The 15659-nt window shown below is 60.8% G+C and carries 15 protein-coding genes; 12 read left to right on the top strand and 3 right to left on the bottom strand.

Going from position 1 to position 15659, the window contains the following annotated elements:
* Nucleotides 1-329 precede the first annotated feature (329 nt).
* Entirely contained in the window at nt 330-1691 is a 1362-nt protein-coding gene (locus FUU19_RS10175) for an esterase-like activity of phytase family protein (protein ID WP_230490054.1), read from the top strand.
* Between the two features lie 199 nt (nt 1692-1890).
* Here FUU19_RS10175 and FUU19_RS10170 read toward each other — a convergent pair whose 3' ends face one another.
* Nucleotides 1891-3066: a low temperature requirement protein A gene (locus FUU19_RS10170; RefSeq protein WP_230490055.1), complete on the bottom strand. Its 1176-nt coding sequence runs from the start codon at nt 3064-3066 to the stop codon at nt 1891-1893.
* 309 nt (nt 3067-3375) lie between these two features.
* On the opposite strand from FUU19_RS10170, the gene FUU19_RS10165 reads away from it, so the two are divergent.
* Complete coding sequence (locus FUU19_RS10165; protein ID WP_230490056.1) at nt 3376-3660, top strand: YdgH/BhsA/McbA-like domain containing protein; 285 nt, start codon at nt 3376-3378, stop codon at nt 3658-3660.
* A gap of 240 nt (nt 3661-3900) precedes the next feature.
* Complete coding sequence (locus FUU19_RS10160) at nt 3901-4458, top strand: class I SAM-dependent methyltransferase (RefSeq protein ID WP_025301715.1); 558 nt, start codon at nt 3901-3903, stop codon at nt 4456-4458.
* Here the strand turns inward: FUU19_RS10160 and FUU19_RS10155 are convergent, their stop codons facing one another.
* Complete coding sequence (locus FUU19_RS10155; RefSeq protein ID WP_225529293.1) at nt 4459-4920, bottom strand: GNAT family N-acetyltransferase; 462 nt, start codon at nt 4918-4920, stop codon at nt 4459-4461.
* Between the two features lie 219 nt (nt 4921-5139).
* On the opposite strand from FUU19_RS10155, the gene FUU19_RS10150 reads away from it, so the two are divergent.
* The 4 genes from FUU19_RS10150 to aroL all read left to right on the top strand — a co-directional run bounded on the left by FUU19_RS10150 (nt 5140) and on the right by aroL (nt 9577).
* Nucleotides 5140-6255: an ABC transporter substrate-binding protein gene (locus FUU19_RS10150; protein ID WP_197833107.1), complete on the top strand. Its 1116-nt coding sequence runs from the start codon at nt 5140-5142 to the stop codon at nt 6253-6255.
* On the top strand, nt 6248-8371 hold the full coding sequence (locus FUU19_RS10145) for a TonB-dependent siderophore receptor (protein ID WP_141970724.1): 2124 nt from the start codon (nt 6248-6250) through the stop codon (nt 8369-8371). The genes FUU19_RS10150 and FUU19_RS10145 overlap by 8 nt, the downstream gene beginning before the upstream one ends.
* A 53-nt stretch (nt 8372-8424) precedes the next feature.
* Nucleotides 8425-8943 carry a GNAT family N-acetyltransferase gene (locus tag FUU19_RS10140; protein WP_089194342.1) on the top strand — a complete coding sequence of 173 codons (519 nt, stop codon included), beginning with the start codon at nt 8425-8427 and terminating at the stop codon, nt 8941-8943.
* A gap of 109 nt (nt 8944-9052) precedes the next feature.
* Nucleotides 9053-9577, top strand: a complete 525-nt coding sequence (gene aroL, locus FUU19_RS10135; RefSeq protein WP_033637260.1) for a shikimate kinase AroL — start codon at nt 9053-9055, stop codon at nt 9575-9577.
* Nucleotides 9578-9613: 36 nt separating this feature from the next.
* On the opposite strand, the gene FUU19_RS10130 is transcribed toward aroL, so the two are convergent.
* Entirely contained in the window at nt 9614-10357 is a 744-nt protein-coding gene (locus FUU19_RS10130; protein ID WP_230507119.1) for a helix-turn-helix domain-containing protein, read from the bottom strand.
* 96 nt (nt 10358-10453) lie between these two features.
* On the opposite strand from FUU19_RS10130, the gene FUU19_RS10125 reads away from it, so the two are divergent.
* From FUU19_RS10125 to FUU19_RS10105, 5 genes are all read left to right on the top strand, one after another.
* A complete protein-coding gene (locus FUU19_RS10125; RefSeq protein WP_141970720.1) occupies nt 10454-10858 on the top strand; it encodes a nuclear transport factor 2 family protein in 405 nt (134 codons plus the stop codon).
* Between the two features lie 47 nt (nt 10859-10905).
* A complete protein-coding gene (locus FUU19_RS10120) occupies nt 10906-11106 on the top strand; it encodes a YaiA family protein (RefSeq protein ID WP_046688340.1) in 201 nt (66 codons plus the stop codon).
* Nucleotides 11107-11249: 143 nt separating this feature from the next.
* A complete protein-coding gene (locus tag FUU19_RS10115) occupies nt 11250-11750 on the top strand; it encodes an RNA polymerase sigma factor (protein ID WP_033642035.1) in 501 nt (166 codons plus the stop codon).
* Between the two features lie 76 nt (nt 11751-11826).
* Nucleotides 11827-12780 (top strand): FecR family protein, encoded by a 954-nt coding sequence (locus tag FUU19_RS10110; protein WP_141970718.1) that lies wholly within the window; start codon nt 11827-11829, stop codon nt 12778-12780.
* A gap of 157 nt (nt 12781-12937) precedes the next feature.
* Entirely contained in the window at nt 12938-15637 is a 2700-nt protein-coding gene (locus tag FUU19_RS10105) for a TonB-dependent receptor (protein ID WP_230490058.1), read from the top strand.
* Nucleotides 15638-15659 lie beyond the last annotated feature (22 nt).

Below are 15659 nucleotides of genomic sequence, written 5' to 3'. Positions count from 1 at the left end.
TGCACCTTGAATAACGGCGGTATTAAATCCCCGGTATTTTATTTTGTCTATGAGAAAAACACCGTTTTTTGCCGTGCTGGCGCGCGTTTGCCGATTTTTTTATCTTTGCCATAAGAATTTACCCTAAGCGAAATGGCGGGCTATTTTCGGGCGATTTTTTCCAGTGGTTTTCTCCATTCAATATCCCCAGGTTAATTGCTAATTTCTATTTGCCAGCCAACCTATTGTCTATTTCACATTTGACGAATTGCCTGTTGTCATCTCAGTGTCATGCTAAATTAATATCTTCGTCTGCCTGATAACGCTTCATTCAACCTCGGGTAAAAACCATGAAAATAAAATCGCTCTCCCTGCTGTTGGCTTCACTGTTTCCTGTATTCACCTACGCTGCAGATATTGAGGTGGCGCGTTATGTGGTCGGCTTCCCCGGCGGGGAACACGTCGCCTATCAGGGGGCGTTCGCCAAGAATTTCCCGCAGGGGCTGCCGGTGGGGATCGGCTCCGGGCTAACGTTCAATAGCAAACAGGGCGACGCTCTGGTATTGACGACGCTGACCGATCGCGGCCCGAATGCCGATGCCCCTGCGGTGGGCAAGCAGGAGGCCAAGATTTTCGCCAATCCGCAATTCGTGCCTCTGTTGATGGACATTCGTATCGGCGGCGGCAAGGCCGTGGCCGAGAATGCACGGCCCTTGCATGACGAAAAAGGGCCGATTAGCGGGCTGCCGCTGCCGAGCGAGCTAATTGGCTCCACAAATGAAGTGGCGTTGAATGACGTGTTGCAGCCGCTGTCCGGCGATCGCCGCGGGTTGGATACCGAAGGCATTACCGGTGACGGCAACGGTGGCTATTGGCTGTGCGATGAGTACGGCCCGTTTCTGATACATGTTGATGGCAAAGGTAAAATTCTCGCCAAATACGGCCCAACGCCGCAGGCCGGTGAGCAGGCGGTGGCGAGCGGGTTACCGAACATCTTGAAATGGCGCCAGCCTAACCGCGGTTTTGAGGGGCTGACCCGGATGCCGGATGGGCGCATTCTGGCGGCGGTGCAGAGCACGCTGGATGTCGATGGCAAAAGCAAAAACAAGGCGCAGTTTACCCGGCTGGTGAGTTTCGATCCGCGCAGTGGCAAAACCGCCATGTACGGCTATCCCATCGATATCGACAGTTATAAAAAAGCCAAAGACGCCAAGATTGGCGATGTGGTGGCGTTGGACAATCAGCGCATCCTGTTGATTGAACAGGGAACCGGTAAAGATAAGACGATGATCAACAAGATCTATCTGGTGGATCTCGCGCAGGCCAGCGATCTGAGCGCGTTTGACGGCCAGGGTAAAGCGCTGGAGTTCGACGACGCGAAAGATCTCGCTAAGCGCGGCGTGAAGCTGGCGCAGAAACGGGAAGTGGCGGATTTGCGCCAGTTGGGCTGGCGCCAGGAGAAAGCGGAAGGGTTGGCGCTGATCGACGATCGCACGCTGGCGGTGATCAATGACAACGATTTCGGCCTGCAGGCCAAGCTGGTGGACGCATCGCCAAAGAGCAAGAAAATCGGTGATTATCAGCTGGAGAAAGAAGGGCGGCTGAGCCTCGACGGCGACAAGACCGACGCCCGTATCGAGTTGCGCCCGCTGGAGCAGCCGGAATCGCTGAGCGAGCTGTGGGTGTTCACCTTGCCGCACCCCTTGAAGTGACCGACAGTGGGGGCGATAGCGCCCCCGTCAGACCGTTGACAAAGGAGGAAAAAACGTGGTTTTTCCTCCTTTGTGGTCATCAGCCGAAAATCAATAAATTGATTTTCCTTGTTTTTTATCCGCTGCTCTTTGCAAACCCGGCAATGGCATGAGGTTTGTCATCAATCTCACAGCGGGGGCGATAGCGCCCCCGTTTGTGTCAGGCTTCCGCCTGCCGCTGCGGTGCTCTGCCGCGCGAGATGCTCTCCCACGCCGCCACCACCACCATGATCAGCGTCGTCAGGCCATTGACCATCAGCAGATCGGTTAAATAGGCGATGGGGGCCAATACCGCCAGCGCCAGCAGCCCCACCAGGTGCGATAGCGGGAAGCGATGATACACCAGCCGTTTATACAGCGCGTTGGCGAACAGGTAGAGCGCCGGGCCGAGCAGCAACACCGCCGCCGTGGCGTGTTGGATGCGGCCGTCGGGATGGGCGATCACCAGCTCGTTGGCCACGGCGCAGACGATGATCGCCCCCACCAGCGCGACGTGCACGTAATGAAAATAAGCGCCCAGCTGGCCGGGGTTTTCCGCCTGGCTGATGGCGTGGCTGCCGGCTTTGCTGCTGGTGTCGAAGTAGACCCACCACATCGCCAGGCTGCCGAGAAAGGCCACCAGCGAAGCGATGAGCACCGGCAGGCTCCAGCTTTCCATCTCGCTCAGGGTGGCGCCGGTGATCAAAATGGTTTCCCCTAGCGCCACGATCACGAACAGCTGGCAGCGCTCCGCCAGATGGTGCCCCTCGATGGTCCATTCGCTGCTGCTGTCCGAACGCCCCAGCATCGGCAGCCGGAAGCCGAACATCGGCGAGACGTATTCGCATAGTACGGCGACCGCCCACAGCGCCAGGCGGGCGTTGCCTTCCGCCAGCCCGCCGGCGATCCAGAAGACGGCGGAGATGCACAGCCAGCCGAGAATGCGGTGAAAGTTTCGTTTCAACGGGTGGCCGGGCGCCAGCAGGCGCAGCACCGTGACGGAGCGCCCGACCTGAATGGCGACATAGAACAGCGCGAAGATCAGACCGCGCTCGCCAAACGCCTGCGGCAGCGCGGCGGCGGCGAACAGCCCCAGCAGCATGATAGCGAACAGCAGCAGGCGGATCTGACGGGTGTCGGGATTGAACCAGTTGGTGACCCAGGCGGTGTATTGCCAGGCCAGCCAGACGGCGAACCACAACAGCAGGGTTTCCAGCGCGCCGGTCAACGTCAGGTGATGCAACAGATAGTGGGAAAGTTGGGTCACGGCGAAAACGTAGATCAGATCGAACAGCAGTTCGGAGAATGAGACCGAAGCGCCCTGACCGTCACGCATGCGCAGCAGGTTTTGCGACATAAGCGTTCTTCCTTAAAAGGGTAAGCCACAAAATCAGCGTAGCTCAGCGCGCCCCGGCGGGTAAAAAATCTTAAATAGCGGCGACACGCGTTCTTTCTTTCGCCCTGTCTTTAATTGTTCATCAAATAGGGGTAAGGTGAAGCCTGTAAAATCATTCTCGCCTGAAAATACATACTCGCTCTCACTTCCTCCTTATTCTCCTCACAATGATTGATGTTCTTTACGTTGCATGACGTCCGTTTTCATTGGCTAGCGGATAATTAACATCACTGACAACGAGCTAATAAACAAGAACACCTGGAGTCAATCATGAAACTTATCCCAAGCATCGCAACAGTATTGATCGCCGCCGCTTCCTTCTCCACTTTCGCCGCGCCGCTGTCGTCGGTGAAACAGGTCAACAGCGAACAGGCCGCCAATCTGCAAAGCCTCGGCGTGGTGTCGGTTTCCGGCATTAGCGGCTCACCGCATGACGCCATTCACGCCCTGAAAGAAAAAGCCGCGGCGGACGGCGCCAGCCATTACCGCATTATCGGCCTGGACACCCCCGGGGACTCCAGTAACTGGCGCGGCAACGCGGAAATTTATCGCTAAGCGTTGATTGTTACTCTCTGGCCACGGCAACGTGGCCAATAAAATAAACGGTCGTAATAATTATCTGAACAGTCGGCGCATAAACGGCTTATTTTCAGGTCATTATTACGACCGTTTTTCTTTGTGCCGTCGTGGCTGAGGTCGCATTTTATTACAACTGTGTCTGTCGCTTTCGGAATCATGTTAATGATTACTTAAGAAATTCGGCTCACATTGGGGGTTTAACCCAAGGAGGCCTCAATGTTAAATGCGACCCGGCTGCAACTGATGAATCACTTCGCTTACCTGCAGCAATTTATGGCTTCACCGCGCACCGTCGGTACGCTGGCGCCTTCTTCCCCGTGGCTGTGCCAGGCGATGCTGAACCAGATTGAATGGACCCGTGCGCTGTCGATCGCGGAGCTGGGCGCGGCGGACGGCGTACTGACCAAACGCATCCTGGGGCGGATGCGCGCCGATGCGGCGCTGGAGGCTTTCGAAATTCAACCGCATTTCGTGCATCGGCTGCGGGGAATAGACGATCGGCGGCTGCAGGTGATGCCCCATTCGGCGACCCAAATGGCCACGGATTACGATGTGGTGTTTTCCTGCCTGCCGCTGCTGTCGATCCCGGTCAGGATCAGCGTGCGCATTCTTCAGCAGGCCCGGCAGCGGCTGCTGGCGCGCAATGGCACGCTGGTGCTGTTCCAATACAGCCACCTGTCGGAAAAATTGCTGTCCCGCTATTTTCACTGGAAGCGCCTGCGGGTGGTGCGCAACTTCCCGCCGGCGCTGGTGTATGTCTGTACGCCGCGTTAACTACAGCGTTTTCGCCATCACCACCACGTCTTCGTCATGCTGTCGCCGGCGCTCCAGAGCTTGCCAACCCCAGCCGGCATACAGCGCTTCCGACTTGTCGGTGATGAGATGCAAGACCGAATGATGGCGCTGCCGCGCCGCTTCGACGATGGCCATCTCCAGGCGATGGGCGATGCCCTGGCGGCGATGGTCGGGATGTACGAAAACGCCGGCCAGCCACGGGGTGAGATCCTGGCGCTGATGATCGTCGCTGGGCCACAGGCTGGCCATGCCCACCGGGCGATCGCCGTCGATCATCATCAGCGTCAGGAGATCGTCGCTTGGCCGGCTGCATTGGGTGAAACGCAGCTGGGTGCGTTCCAGCGTGCCGCCGCGTTGTGAACCCCACTGGCCGAAGGCCCAGGCGGCGCACACGTCGACAAACTGCGGGCACTCCGACAGCGGAATAATGCGTTGAGTCATGGAGGTCTCCCGGTTTTTTTGCTGTTTCCCCCTCCTATTTAATCGATTTTTCCGCCATTTTTTTAACTTTTTAAAGCCGCTCTTTTAGCGGTTTCGCCATGTTTCGCCGTGCGCCCGGCGCCATTTACCGGATTTCTTTTGGCAATCACCGTGCAGGATTGCAAGTGCTAATGAGAGTGATTATCATGCGCACACTATTTCCCCCGTGCCGGCTCAATCATGCGCAATTCCCTCATTTTACTGCTGCTTTCCCTGTGGTTCAGCCTGTTCTCCGCTCAGGCGAAGACGGTGACCGATATCACCGGCCGCCAGGTCGTGGTGCCGGACAACCCGCAGCGCATCGTGGTGGGGGAGAGCCGCATGCTGTATACGCTGGCCCTGCTGGAGCCGGGCAACCCGGCGCAGCGCATCGTCGGCTGGCCGGCGGATCTGGCGCGGTTCGATGCGCAAAGCTGGCAGCTCTATACGCAGAAGTTCCCGCAGATCGCCGCGATCCCCGTGATCAGCGGCAATAACTTCCGCCAGGTCAATATTGAAAGCCTGCTGCAGCTGAAGCCGGATCTGGTGATCCTGGCGCGCTACGCGCGTGAAGACGGCGACAACGATCTGCTGGTTTCCGCGCTGAACAAGGCCGGCGTGGCGGTGATCTACGTCGATCTGCGTATCGATCTGCTGAACAACACCGTGCCGAGCGTGCGGCTGCTGGGCGAAGTGCTCAACCGCCAGCAGCGCGCCGAGCAATTCATCACGTTTTATCAGCAGCATATGGCGGTGGTTCAGCAACGGCTGGCGGGCTATCAGGGGCCGAAGCCCAAAGTGATGCTGCACCTGCATCTGGGGCGGCGCGACACCTGCTGCACCACCGCCGCACACGGCAATCTCGGCGATCTGCTGACCTTCGCCGGCGGCGACAACATCGCCAACGCCAGCGTCAAAGGCGTGTATGGCGAACTGAACCCGGAAACCATTCTGAGCGCCAATCCTGATGTGTACCTCGCCACCGGCATGGCCGGCCCGCAGGGCAAACGGCTGTCCGATCTGCGCCTCGGGCCGCAGGTCAGCCCACAGGAGGCGGCCGACAGCTTCCGCCGGCTGATCGCCACGCAGCCGATGCTGGCCAGCCTGCAGGCGGTGAAGCATCACCGTGCCTGGAGCGTCTGGCACAACTTTTACCTCAGCCCGTACCACGTGGTGCTGGTCGAGATGTTCGCCAAAGCGTTTTACCCGGATCTGTTCGCCGACATTAACCCGCAGCAGACCTTCCAACAGCTGTATCAGCAGTTTTTGCCGTTACCTTTTTCAGGGACCTATTGGAGTCAGTTAGATAATGAATAACAACAAGCGCGGCTGGTGGTGCGCATTGCCTTTGGCGGTCTGCGCAACATCGCCGACGTGGGCGGCGGAAAAAGCCGCGTCGAAGGAAGAAAGCCTGGTGGTGATTGGCCGCAAAGACGCCGACGGCGTGCAGAGCTATCAACCATTGACCAGCGTCACCGGCACCCGCAGCGAAGCCAACCTGCTGAACGTGCCGCAGGCGATCGACGTGGTGCCGCAACAGGTGATTACCGATCAGGCGGTCAGCAGCCTGGACGAAGCGCTGTACAACGTCAGCGGCATTACCCAGGCCAACACGCTGGGCGGCACCCAGGACGCGGTAATGAAACGCGGCTTTGGCGACAACCGCGACGGCTCTATTCTGCGCGATGGCGTGCGTTCGGTGCAGGCGCGCAACTTTACGCCGACCACCGAGCGGGTAGAGGTGCTCAAGGGGCCGGCCTCAATGCTGTACGGCATGGGTGAGCCGGGCGGGATGATCAACATGATCACCAAAAAACCCCAGTTGCAGCAGCACACCCATGTGGAAGGCTGGGGCAGCAGCTTCAACGGCGGCGGCGGCCAGCTCGACGTTACCGGGCCGCTCGGCACGTCGGGCTTCGCCTATCGCATGATCGTCGATCACGATGAAACCGACTACTGGCGCAACTTCGGCCGCAACCGCCAGACGGTGATCGCGCCCTCGCTGATGTGGTATGGCGAGAACACCACCGTGCGGCTGGCTTACGAGCATATGGAATATCTGGTGCCGTTCGATCGCGGCACCATTATCGATTCGCGCACCGGCAAACCGGTGAATACGCCGCGCGATCGCCGTTTCGACGAAGCCTATAACGCCACCCGCGGCGATCAGGACAGCGTCACTCTGCAGATCGATCAAACGCTCAACGAGCGCTGGAAAAGCTCGCTGACCTACGCCTACAGCCGCAACAGCTACAGTGACAACCAGGCGCGCGCCACGGCGCTGAACCCGGTGACCGGCGTGTTGAGCCGCCAGGCCGACTCGACCGCCCATGCTGTCAGCCACGCCAACGCGGTGCAGCTGACGCTCAATGGTGACGTGGATTGGGGCAGCATCAACCACCAGATGCTGTTCGGCTTCGATTTTGAAGATAACCGTACCTACCGCGGCGACATGATCCGCGGTAAAAAGAACAGCGATTTCAATATCTATCATCCGGTATACGGCCTGATGCCGCCGTCGACCGCGGTCAGCGCCAAAGACAGCGACCAGCGGGAAAACCTCACCAGCTATGGCTGGTTTATGCAGGACTCCATCCAACTGACCGATAAATGGCTGGTAATGGGCGGGCTGCGTTACGACGCTTTCGACGTCTATGCCGGCAAGGGGCGGCCGTTCCAGACCAACACCGACAGTTCGGACGGCAAGCTGGTGCCGCGCGCCGGGGTGGTCTACAAGCTGACGCCTTACGTGTCGCTGTACAGCAGCTATACCGAGTCGTTCAAGCCGAACTCTTCCATCGCCACCCAAATTGATTCGCTGCCGCCGGAGCAGGGCAAGTCGTGGGAAGTCGGCGGCAAGCTGGCGTTGCCGAACGGCGTTACCGGCACTTTGGCGCTGTTCGACATCACCAAGCGTAACGTCATGGTCAATGAGCTGGTGGAGGGCGAAACCGTGACGCGCACCGCCGGGCGCGTGCGTTCGCAGGGCGTGGAGCTGGACGTGGCCGGTAATCTCACCGACTCGCTGAGCCTGATCGGTTCCTATGCGTATACCGACGCCCGCGTGGTGGACGATCCGGATAACAAGGGGAAAGAGATGACCAACGTGGCGCGTCATACCGCCTCGCTGTTCCTGACCCAGAACCTGGGCAGCCTGGGCCTCTACAGCGGCGATGAGGTGCGTATTGGTGCCGGCGCGCGCTACGTGGGCCGTCGCCCGGGCGATGCCGCCAACAGTTTCTCCCTGGATAATTACACCGTTGCCGATGCGTTCGCCGCTTACACCATGCCGATCAACGGCTATCGGGTGAAATGGCAGCTGAACGTGAAGAACCTGTTTGATAAAACTTACTACCCGTCCAGCGGCGGTAATTTGCGCGTGGCGGTGGGGGAACCGCGTGAGGTGGTGCTGCGCGGCAGTATCGATTTCTAAGCCACGGGCGGTGAAATTTGCTTAAATAACCGCCCCAACGTTAAGGAGAACCCATGAGCCTGCAGATTCGTTTGGCGCAGCAGCAAGATATCGTGCATCTGATGGCGGTTGAACGTTCGGCGGCGCAGCTGTTTCGCCAGCAGCCGGAATGGCGCTTTATCGCCGAAGGCGAGGTGATGGCCCCGCAGCAGCACGCCGCATTTATCGCCGAGCACCGTGAATGGCTGGCGCAAAGCGACAACGGCGAGTGCGCCGGTTTTATCGCCGTGCAGGTTCAGGGGGACGATTGGCACATCGCCGAATTGTCGGTCGCCGGCACCTGGCAGCGGCAGGGCGTCGGCCGTCGCCTGATCGGCGCGGTAGCGGAAGAGGCCAAACGGCAGGGGGCCGGCCGCCTGACGCTCACTACCTTCATCGAGGTGCCGTGGAATGCGCCTTACTACCGGCGGCTGGGATTCCGGCCGCTTGACGACGCGCGGCTCACGACCGCTTTACGGCGGCACCTGGATGAGGATCTGGCGCACGGCTTTGCCGTCGGCAGTCGCTGTGCTATGGAATTTACACTATCGTAAATATTGAAATACAGAGCGGGCAGGGTATGATGCTGCCACCACGCCATCGCACCCGCTCGGTATTTTGGTATGCAATGCACTCAAGTCACCGCATAAGGGACAACCCGTAATGACACAAACCCTGTTCATGATAGGCGCTCGCGGAGCCGGCAAGACGACGGTAGGCAGCGCATTGGCGCTGGCGTTGGGCTATCAGTTCGTCGATACCGATCTGTTTATGCAGCAGGCGGCGCAGATGAGCGTGGCGGAAATGGTCGAGCGCGAGGGCTGGCTGGGGTTCCGCCGCCGCGAGACCATCGCGTTGCAAACCGTGACCAAACCGTCAACTATAGTTGCCACTGGCGGCGGTGCGATCCTGGCGGAAGAGAATCGTCAGTTTATGCGCCAGCATGGCACCGTTATCTACCTGCGCGCGCCGGCCAGCGTGTTGGCGCAGCGGTTGGAAGAGTACCCGGAAGATGCGCAGCGCCCGACGCTCACCGGCAGGCCGATCGCCGAAGAGATGCTCGAGGTGCTGGCGGCGCGCGAAGCGCTGTATCAGGACGCCGCGCATTACGTGATAGACGGCGCCGCCGATCCACAGCGGGTGGTGGAACAAATCCTCGCGGTGCTGCCGCGTGAGACGGTGAAGTAACCCTTTCTTCTCGTCGGGCGCTGGGCGCCCGTTTTCCTATTCCGTTTGTCGAGCCGGCGCAAAGTACGCCCCGGGCGTGATGCCGAAGCGGCGGCGAAAGGCGGCGATATAGGCGCTGACGTTGTCATAGCCACAGGCGTCGGCCACCTCGCCGACCGCTGCGCCGCGTGATAATCCCTCCAGTGAACGCAATACCCGCGCCTGCTGGCGCCACAGCGCAAAGCTGATGCCGGTTTCCTGCTGAAAGCGGCGGCTCAGGGTGCGCGGGCTGAGCCCGGCCCAGGCGGCCCAGTCGCGCTGGCTGCGCAGGCTGGCGGGATCGTTCAGCAGCGCCCGGGCGATGTTCAGCAACCGGGCGTCCTGCGGCAGCGGCAATTGCAACGGCGCGCGGCTTGCCGCATGCATTTCGTCCAGCAGCACCTGCAGTAGCCGCCGTTGCGGCGCACTCAGCGGGCCGGCGGGGAACTGCGCGATGCGCTCCACCAGGGCCTGCAACAGCGCAGAGGCCGTGAACAACTGCGGCTGCGGCGGCATCTCCGGCACGCTTTCCACCGGCAGATACAAACTCCAGCCCGCCACGTCGCCGCAGGCCAGCGCCTGATGGGCGCATCCCGGCGGCAGCCAGCCCAGCGTACCGCCGGTGATCGCCCATTGCCGGCGCGGGAGTTCCATTGCCAGCATGCCGCGCGTCAAGAGATAGATCTGGCCGCCTTCGTGTCGGTGCCAGGGCGTCAGGTGTTTTTTTTCATGCTGAAGGCGTTGGCTGCGGATCTGCGTCATATTGGCCGTTTAGCGTTATTAAAAGTCTTTATGTGGTTATTATGCCATCGCTTGGCCGAGATAGGATCGCCGTTCACCCTATTTCGGAGAAACGTGATGACTCAACTTACCCCACTGAATCTGGTACTCGATACGCTGCAGCAGGTTGTCGCCAGCCCGGAACATCGGCCGACGCAGCTCGCCGCCCGTTTCAGCGCAGGCTACCGCCAGCAGGTGGATGGCAAGGTGCTGAACTTCGAACAGTTTGAACAACACATGGCGCTGCTGAAGCGGCAAACTCGCCGCATGACGCTGAGCGTGATCGCGGCGGCGGCGCAGGGCGAGGCGGTGCTGACCCACCATCTGGTCGAGGTGGAAAAGCGCGATGGCTCCTGCAGCCGTGTGCGGGTGCTGGCGCACTTCACCGTGCGTGAAGGCCGCATTTGCGCCTGCGACGAATTGACCGAACTGTTGGCGGGCGCCCCCGGCGATCGCGATCTTGGCTCGCGCGTGTCGGAATGAGGGCGGCTGCTATACTTGCTACTGTGTGAAACACACGGGAGAACGGCATGCGCGAAAATGATCAACCTGCTTATCCACGGAGCGCCCGCGTCGTAGAGGTGTTTCGGGGCGACCCGAGTCTGCATCTGCGCCGTTTTGAAGTGCGCACCGACGACATTGAGCCGAATACGCTGCTCAGTGAACATGAAACCGAGCAGGAAGCGCTCGACGCCAAGCACCGCTATGAGGACGAGGCGTTAGAGCTCTGACCTGCAGCCCAGCGGAAACCGGCGTCAGGCCGGTTTCCTGTTATTCCCGCCTTAGCACATATTTCCCAGAACAATATTGATAATGATAATCATTTATGTGATTTTTATCGCCCCTATTGGGTGTTTCACTTCTGGGAAAAGAGATGTCCAATTCCGAGTTGCAGGCGCTATTTCTGCGCCACATGCGGCCGCTGCAAGCCTATTTGAATGCCAAACTGCGCGACCCTCAGCTGGCCGCGGATTTGGCGCAGGAAAGTTTTACCCGCCTCACCGAGCAATACCCGCAGGGCAATATTCTCGATATCGAGGCCTACCTGTATAAAACCGCCAAAAATCTGATGCTCGACCATCTGCGGCAGCAGCAGCGGCGGCAAACCGAAGCGGTAGAAGACGACATTCTGGCGCAGTACCCCTCCGGCGAACCGGCGCTCGAACAGCGGGCGATCGATGGCCAACTGCTGCAGCTGTTGCAACAGGCGTTGGCGGGCATGCCGCCGCGCACGCAGCAGATTTTCCGCCTTAACCGGCTCGATGGCTTGACCCAGGCGCAGGTGGCGACGCAGCTGGGGGTGTCGCTCAGCACGGTGGAGAAACACTTGGCCAGCGCGCTGGAGCGGCTGATGGCGCGGATGGGCGAACAATAATGGCAATTTTTTTACGGGTTTATCCGCCCTCAGACGTCTTAACCTATAACCAGAAAAAACAGGGGTCTACGTCATCATGAAACCGCTAACCGCACAGGTGCGACAGCAGGCGGCGGCCTGGGCCGTATGCCTGGCCGAAGGGGCGCTGCCCGACGATCGGCGGCAAGCGCTGGACGCCTGGCTGGCCGATGATCCGCAGCATCCGGCGGCGCTGCGTCAGGCTCGCCTGCTTTGGGCGACGCTGGGGCAGCTGCCGCCAGAGCAGCGGCAGGCGTTACAGCCGCAGGTGGCGGCGCTGAAAACGCCCTCTCGCCATCGATGGCCCCGCTGGGCGGTGGCGGCTGCGGTGGCGATCGCCGTTTCCTTCGGCGTTTATCGTGGGCCGGATCTGTGGATCGGCCTGCAGGCGGATTATCAAACCGTTCGCGGCGAGGTGCGCGAAGTCGCGCTGCCGGACGGCAGCCGGGTGGCGCTGGACAGCGGCAGCGCGATCGCGCTGGCGTATTCTGCAGACGAGCGCAAGGTGCGGCTGCTGCGCGGTACCGCCTATTTTATCGTCGCGCCGCTGGGCGGGGCGGAACGTCGCCCGTTCAGGGTGGAGGCGGAAAACGGCGTTACGCAGGCGCTGGGCACCGAGTTCAGCGTGGCGCGCACCGGGCAGGGCGTAGACGTCAGCGTGCATCAGCACAGCGTGCGGGTGACGCTCGAGCGCGGCGAGCGCTCGCTGGTGGTCGCGCAACGTCAGGCGGCGCATTACCGCAGCGGCCTGCTGTGGCTGACGAGGCAAACGGCCGGCGATGACGCCTGGCGGCGCGGCTGGCTGGTGATCGACCGCCAACCGCTGACGCAGGCGCTCGCGCAGCTCAATCGCTATCGCGAAACCCGCATCGTGGCGGTCAATCCCGCGCTAAGAGCGCGCACGGTGAGCGGCGTGTTCGCGCTCAATAAACTCGACGACGGCGTCGGCGCCATTCGTCAGGAACTCTCCGCCCGCCAACTGAATCTCCCCGGCATCACATTGCTTTACTGAGCGGCTAAAGGCGGGCCGGGATGCCCGTTTCGCCGCTATTTTCACTTTCTGTAAAAAATCTTTACGGGTTTTTGCCTCCCGGAACGTCCTTATGTTTAAACGAGATTGATTTCCATTATCACTTAGTTTGGCATTCTTTCGGGTGGAACACACACGCATGTTTATTCACAAGGGAACCACGCCGGCCGGCCGATTGGCCACGGCGGTACGCGCCGCGCTGGCGGTGATGATGCTGACTCAGCCGGCGGTAGCGCTCGCCGCCCAGGCTGATGCGAGCAGCGCGCAGGCCGCACAGCAAAAGAATTTCAACATTGCGGCGCAACCGCTGCAGAGCGCCATGTTGCGCTTCGCCGAGCAGGCCGATATGCAGGTATTTTTCGACGAGGTGAAGCTCGACGGCATGCAGGCGGCGGCGCTGAACGGCAGCATGAGCGTTGAACAGGGCCTGCGGCGCTTGATTGGCGACAATCCGGTGGCTTTCCGCCTGCAGCCGCAGGGGCAGATCGTATTGAGCCGGTTGCCAGCGGCAAACGGCGACGGTGGCGCGCTGGCGCTGGACAGCCTGACGGTGCTGGGCGCCGGCGGCATCAACGCCAACGATTGGGTTTACGACGAACCGCGCTCGGTCAGCGTCATCAGCCGCGAACAGATGGATAACCGCCCGGCGCGGCACGCGGCCGATATTCTGGAGCAGACTACGGGAGCCTATTCCAGCGTCAGCCAGCAAGATCCGGCGCTGTCGGTCAACATCCGCGGCATACAAGACTATGGCCGGGTGAACATGAACATCGACGGCATGCGGCAGAATTTTCAAAAGAGCGGCCATGGCCAGCGTAATGGCACCATGTACATCGATTCCGAACTGCTGTCCGGCGTGACCATCGACAAGGGCACCACCGGCGGCATGGGCAGCGCCGGCACGCTCGGCGGCATCGCCACCTTCAATACCGTCAGCGCGAGCGATTTCCTGGCGCCGGGCAAAGAGCTGGGCGGCAAGCTGCACGCCAGCACCGGCGATAACGGCACCCACTTCATCGGCAGCGGCATACTGGCATTGGGCAACGAAACCGGCGATATCCTGCTGGCCGCCAGCGAACGCCACCTCGGCGACTATTGGCCCGGCAACAAGGGCGATATCGGTAACATTCGTATCAATAATGACACCGGCAATTACGATCGCTACGCCGAGAGCATCAAGAACAATAAAATCCCCGACACAAATTACCGCATGCACTCGCGGCTGGCCAAGGTGGGCTGGAATCTGCCCGCCAATCAGCGCCTGCAGCTGAGCTATCTGCAGACCCAGACCGCGTCGCCGATCGCCGGCACGCTGACCAACCTGGGCACCCGGCCGCCCTATGAGCTGGGCTGGAAGCGCACCGGTTACAGCGACGTGATGGCGCGCAACGCGGCGTTTGATTACAGCCTGGCGCCGGAAGGCGTCGACTGGCTCGATTTTCAGGCCAAGCTGTATTACGTCGATACTCAGGACGACAGCGACACCTACAGCACCAGCTCGCTGCTGGACAACGGCTACGCGACGCGTACCCGGCTGCGTACCTATGGCGCGCAGGCGCAAAACACCTCGCGCTTCAGCCTGGCGCCGGGGCATGACTTCCGCGCCAACTACGGGTTGGAGTTCTATTACGACAAGGCGACCAGCGACTCTTCTCGCCAAGGCATGGAAGGGGTGACGCCGGCCGGCAACCGTTCGGTCGCCAGCCTGTTCGCCAACCTGACCTACGACTACGACGGCTGGCTGACGTTGGAGGGCGGGCTGCGTTACGACCGCTATCGCCTGCGCGGCCAGACCGGCCTGAGCTATCCGGATTTGGCCAAGGATGGGCAACGCTACACGATTGACAATCCTTGCAAAGCGCTGCGTCTGACCGGCTGTTCAACCACCACCCGCGAAGATTGGGCGGTTGACCGCGATCAGGGCAAGCTGTCGCCGACGCTGGCGGTGGCGGTGCGTCCCGGCGTGGAGTGGCTGGAGCTGTATTCCACCTACGGCAAATCCTGGCGGCCGCCGGCGATCACCGAAACGCTGACCAACGGCAGTGCGCACGGCTCCTCCACGCAATACCCCAACCCGTTTCTGCAGCCCGAGCGCTCGCGCGCCTGGGAAGTCGGGTTCAACGTGCAGCAGCCGGATCTGTGGTTTGAGGGCGATCGGCTGGTGGCCAAGGTGGCCTACTTCGACACCAAAGTGGATAACTACATCAACCTGGCGATAGACCGCAATAAACCGGGGCTGGTGCAGCCGAGCATCGGCAATGCCGCTTACGTCAACAACCTGTCGAAAACCCGCTTCCGCGGGCTGGAGTACCAGCTCAACTATGACGCCGGGGTGTTCTACGCCGATCTGACCTACACCCACATGATCGGCAAAAACGAGTTCTGCTCGAACAAAGCCTGGCTGGGAGGACGCCTGCGCTATGGCGACGGTTCGCGCCGCGGCAACTTCTATGTTGAACCGGATGCCGCGTCCAATGATGCCGTCACGTGCGACGGGGGCTCGCAGTTCGGCACGGCCGCCTATCTGCCGGGCGATCGCGGCTCGGTCACGCTGGGCGGCCGCGCTTTCGATCGCAAGCTGGACGCCGGGGTGACCGTGCGCTTCGCGCCGGGCTATCAGGACAGTTCGGTGCCGTCCAACTACCCGTACCTGGCCGACTGGCCGAAGTACACCCTGTTCGATCTGTATGCCAGCTACAAGCTGACCGACAGCCTGACGCTGCGCGGCTCGGTGGAGAACCTGACCAACCGCGCCTACGTCGTCAGCTACGGCGAGACGCTGGCCAACACGCTGGGGCGCGGCCGCACCGTGCAGGGCGGGGTGGAATATCGTTTTTAAGCAGTAAAAGGGCGTTGCTCAT

This window comes from Serratia montpellierensis (assembly GCF_020858655.1).
Taxonomy (GTDB): Bacteria; Pseudomonadota; Gammaproteobacteria; order Enterobacterales; family Enterobacteriaceae; genus Serratia; species Serratia montpellierensis.
This window is presented reverse-complemented; position numbering and strand designations above follow the sequence as displayed.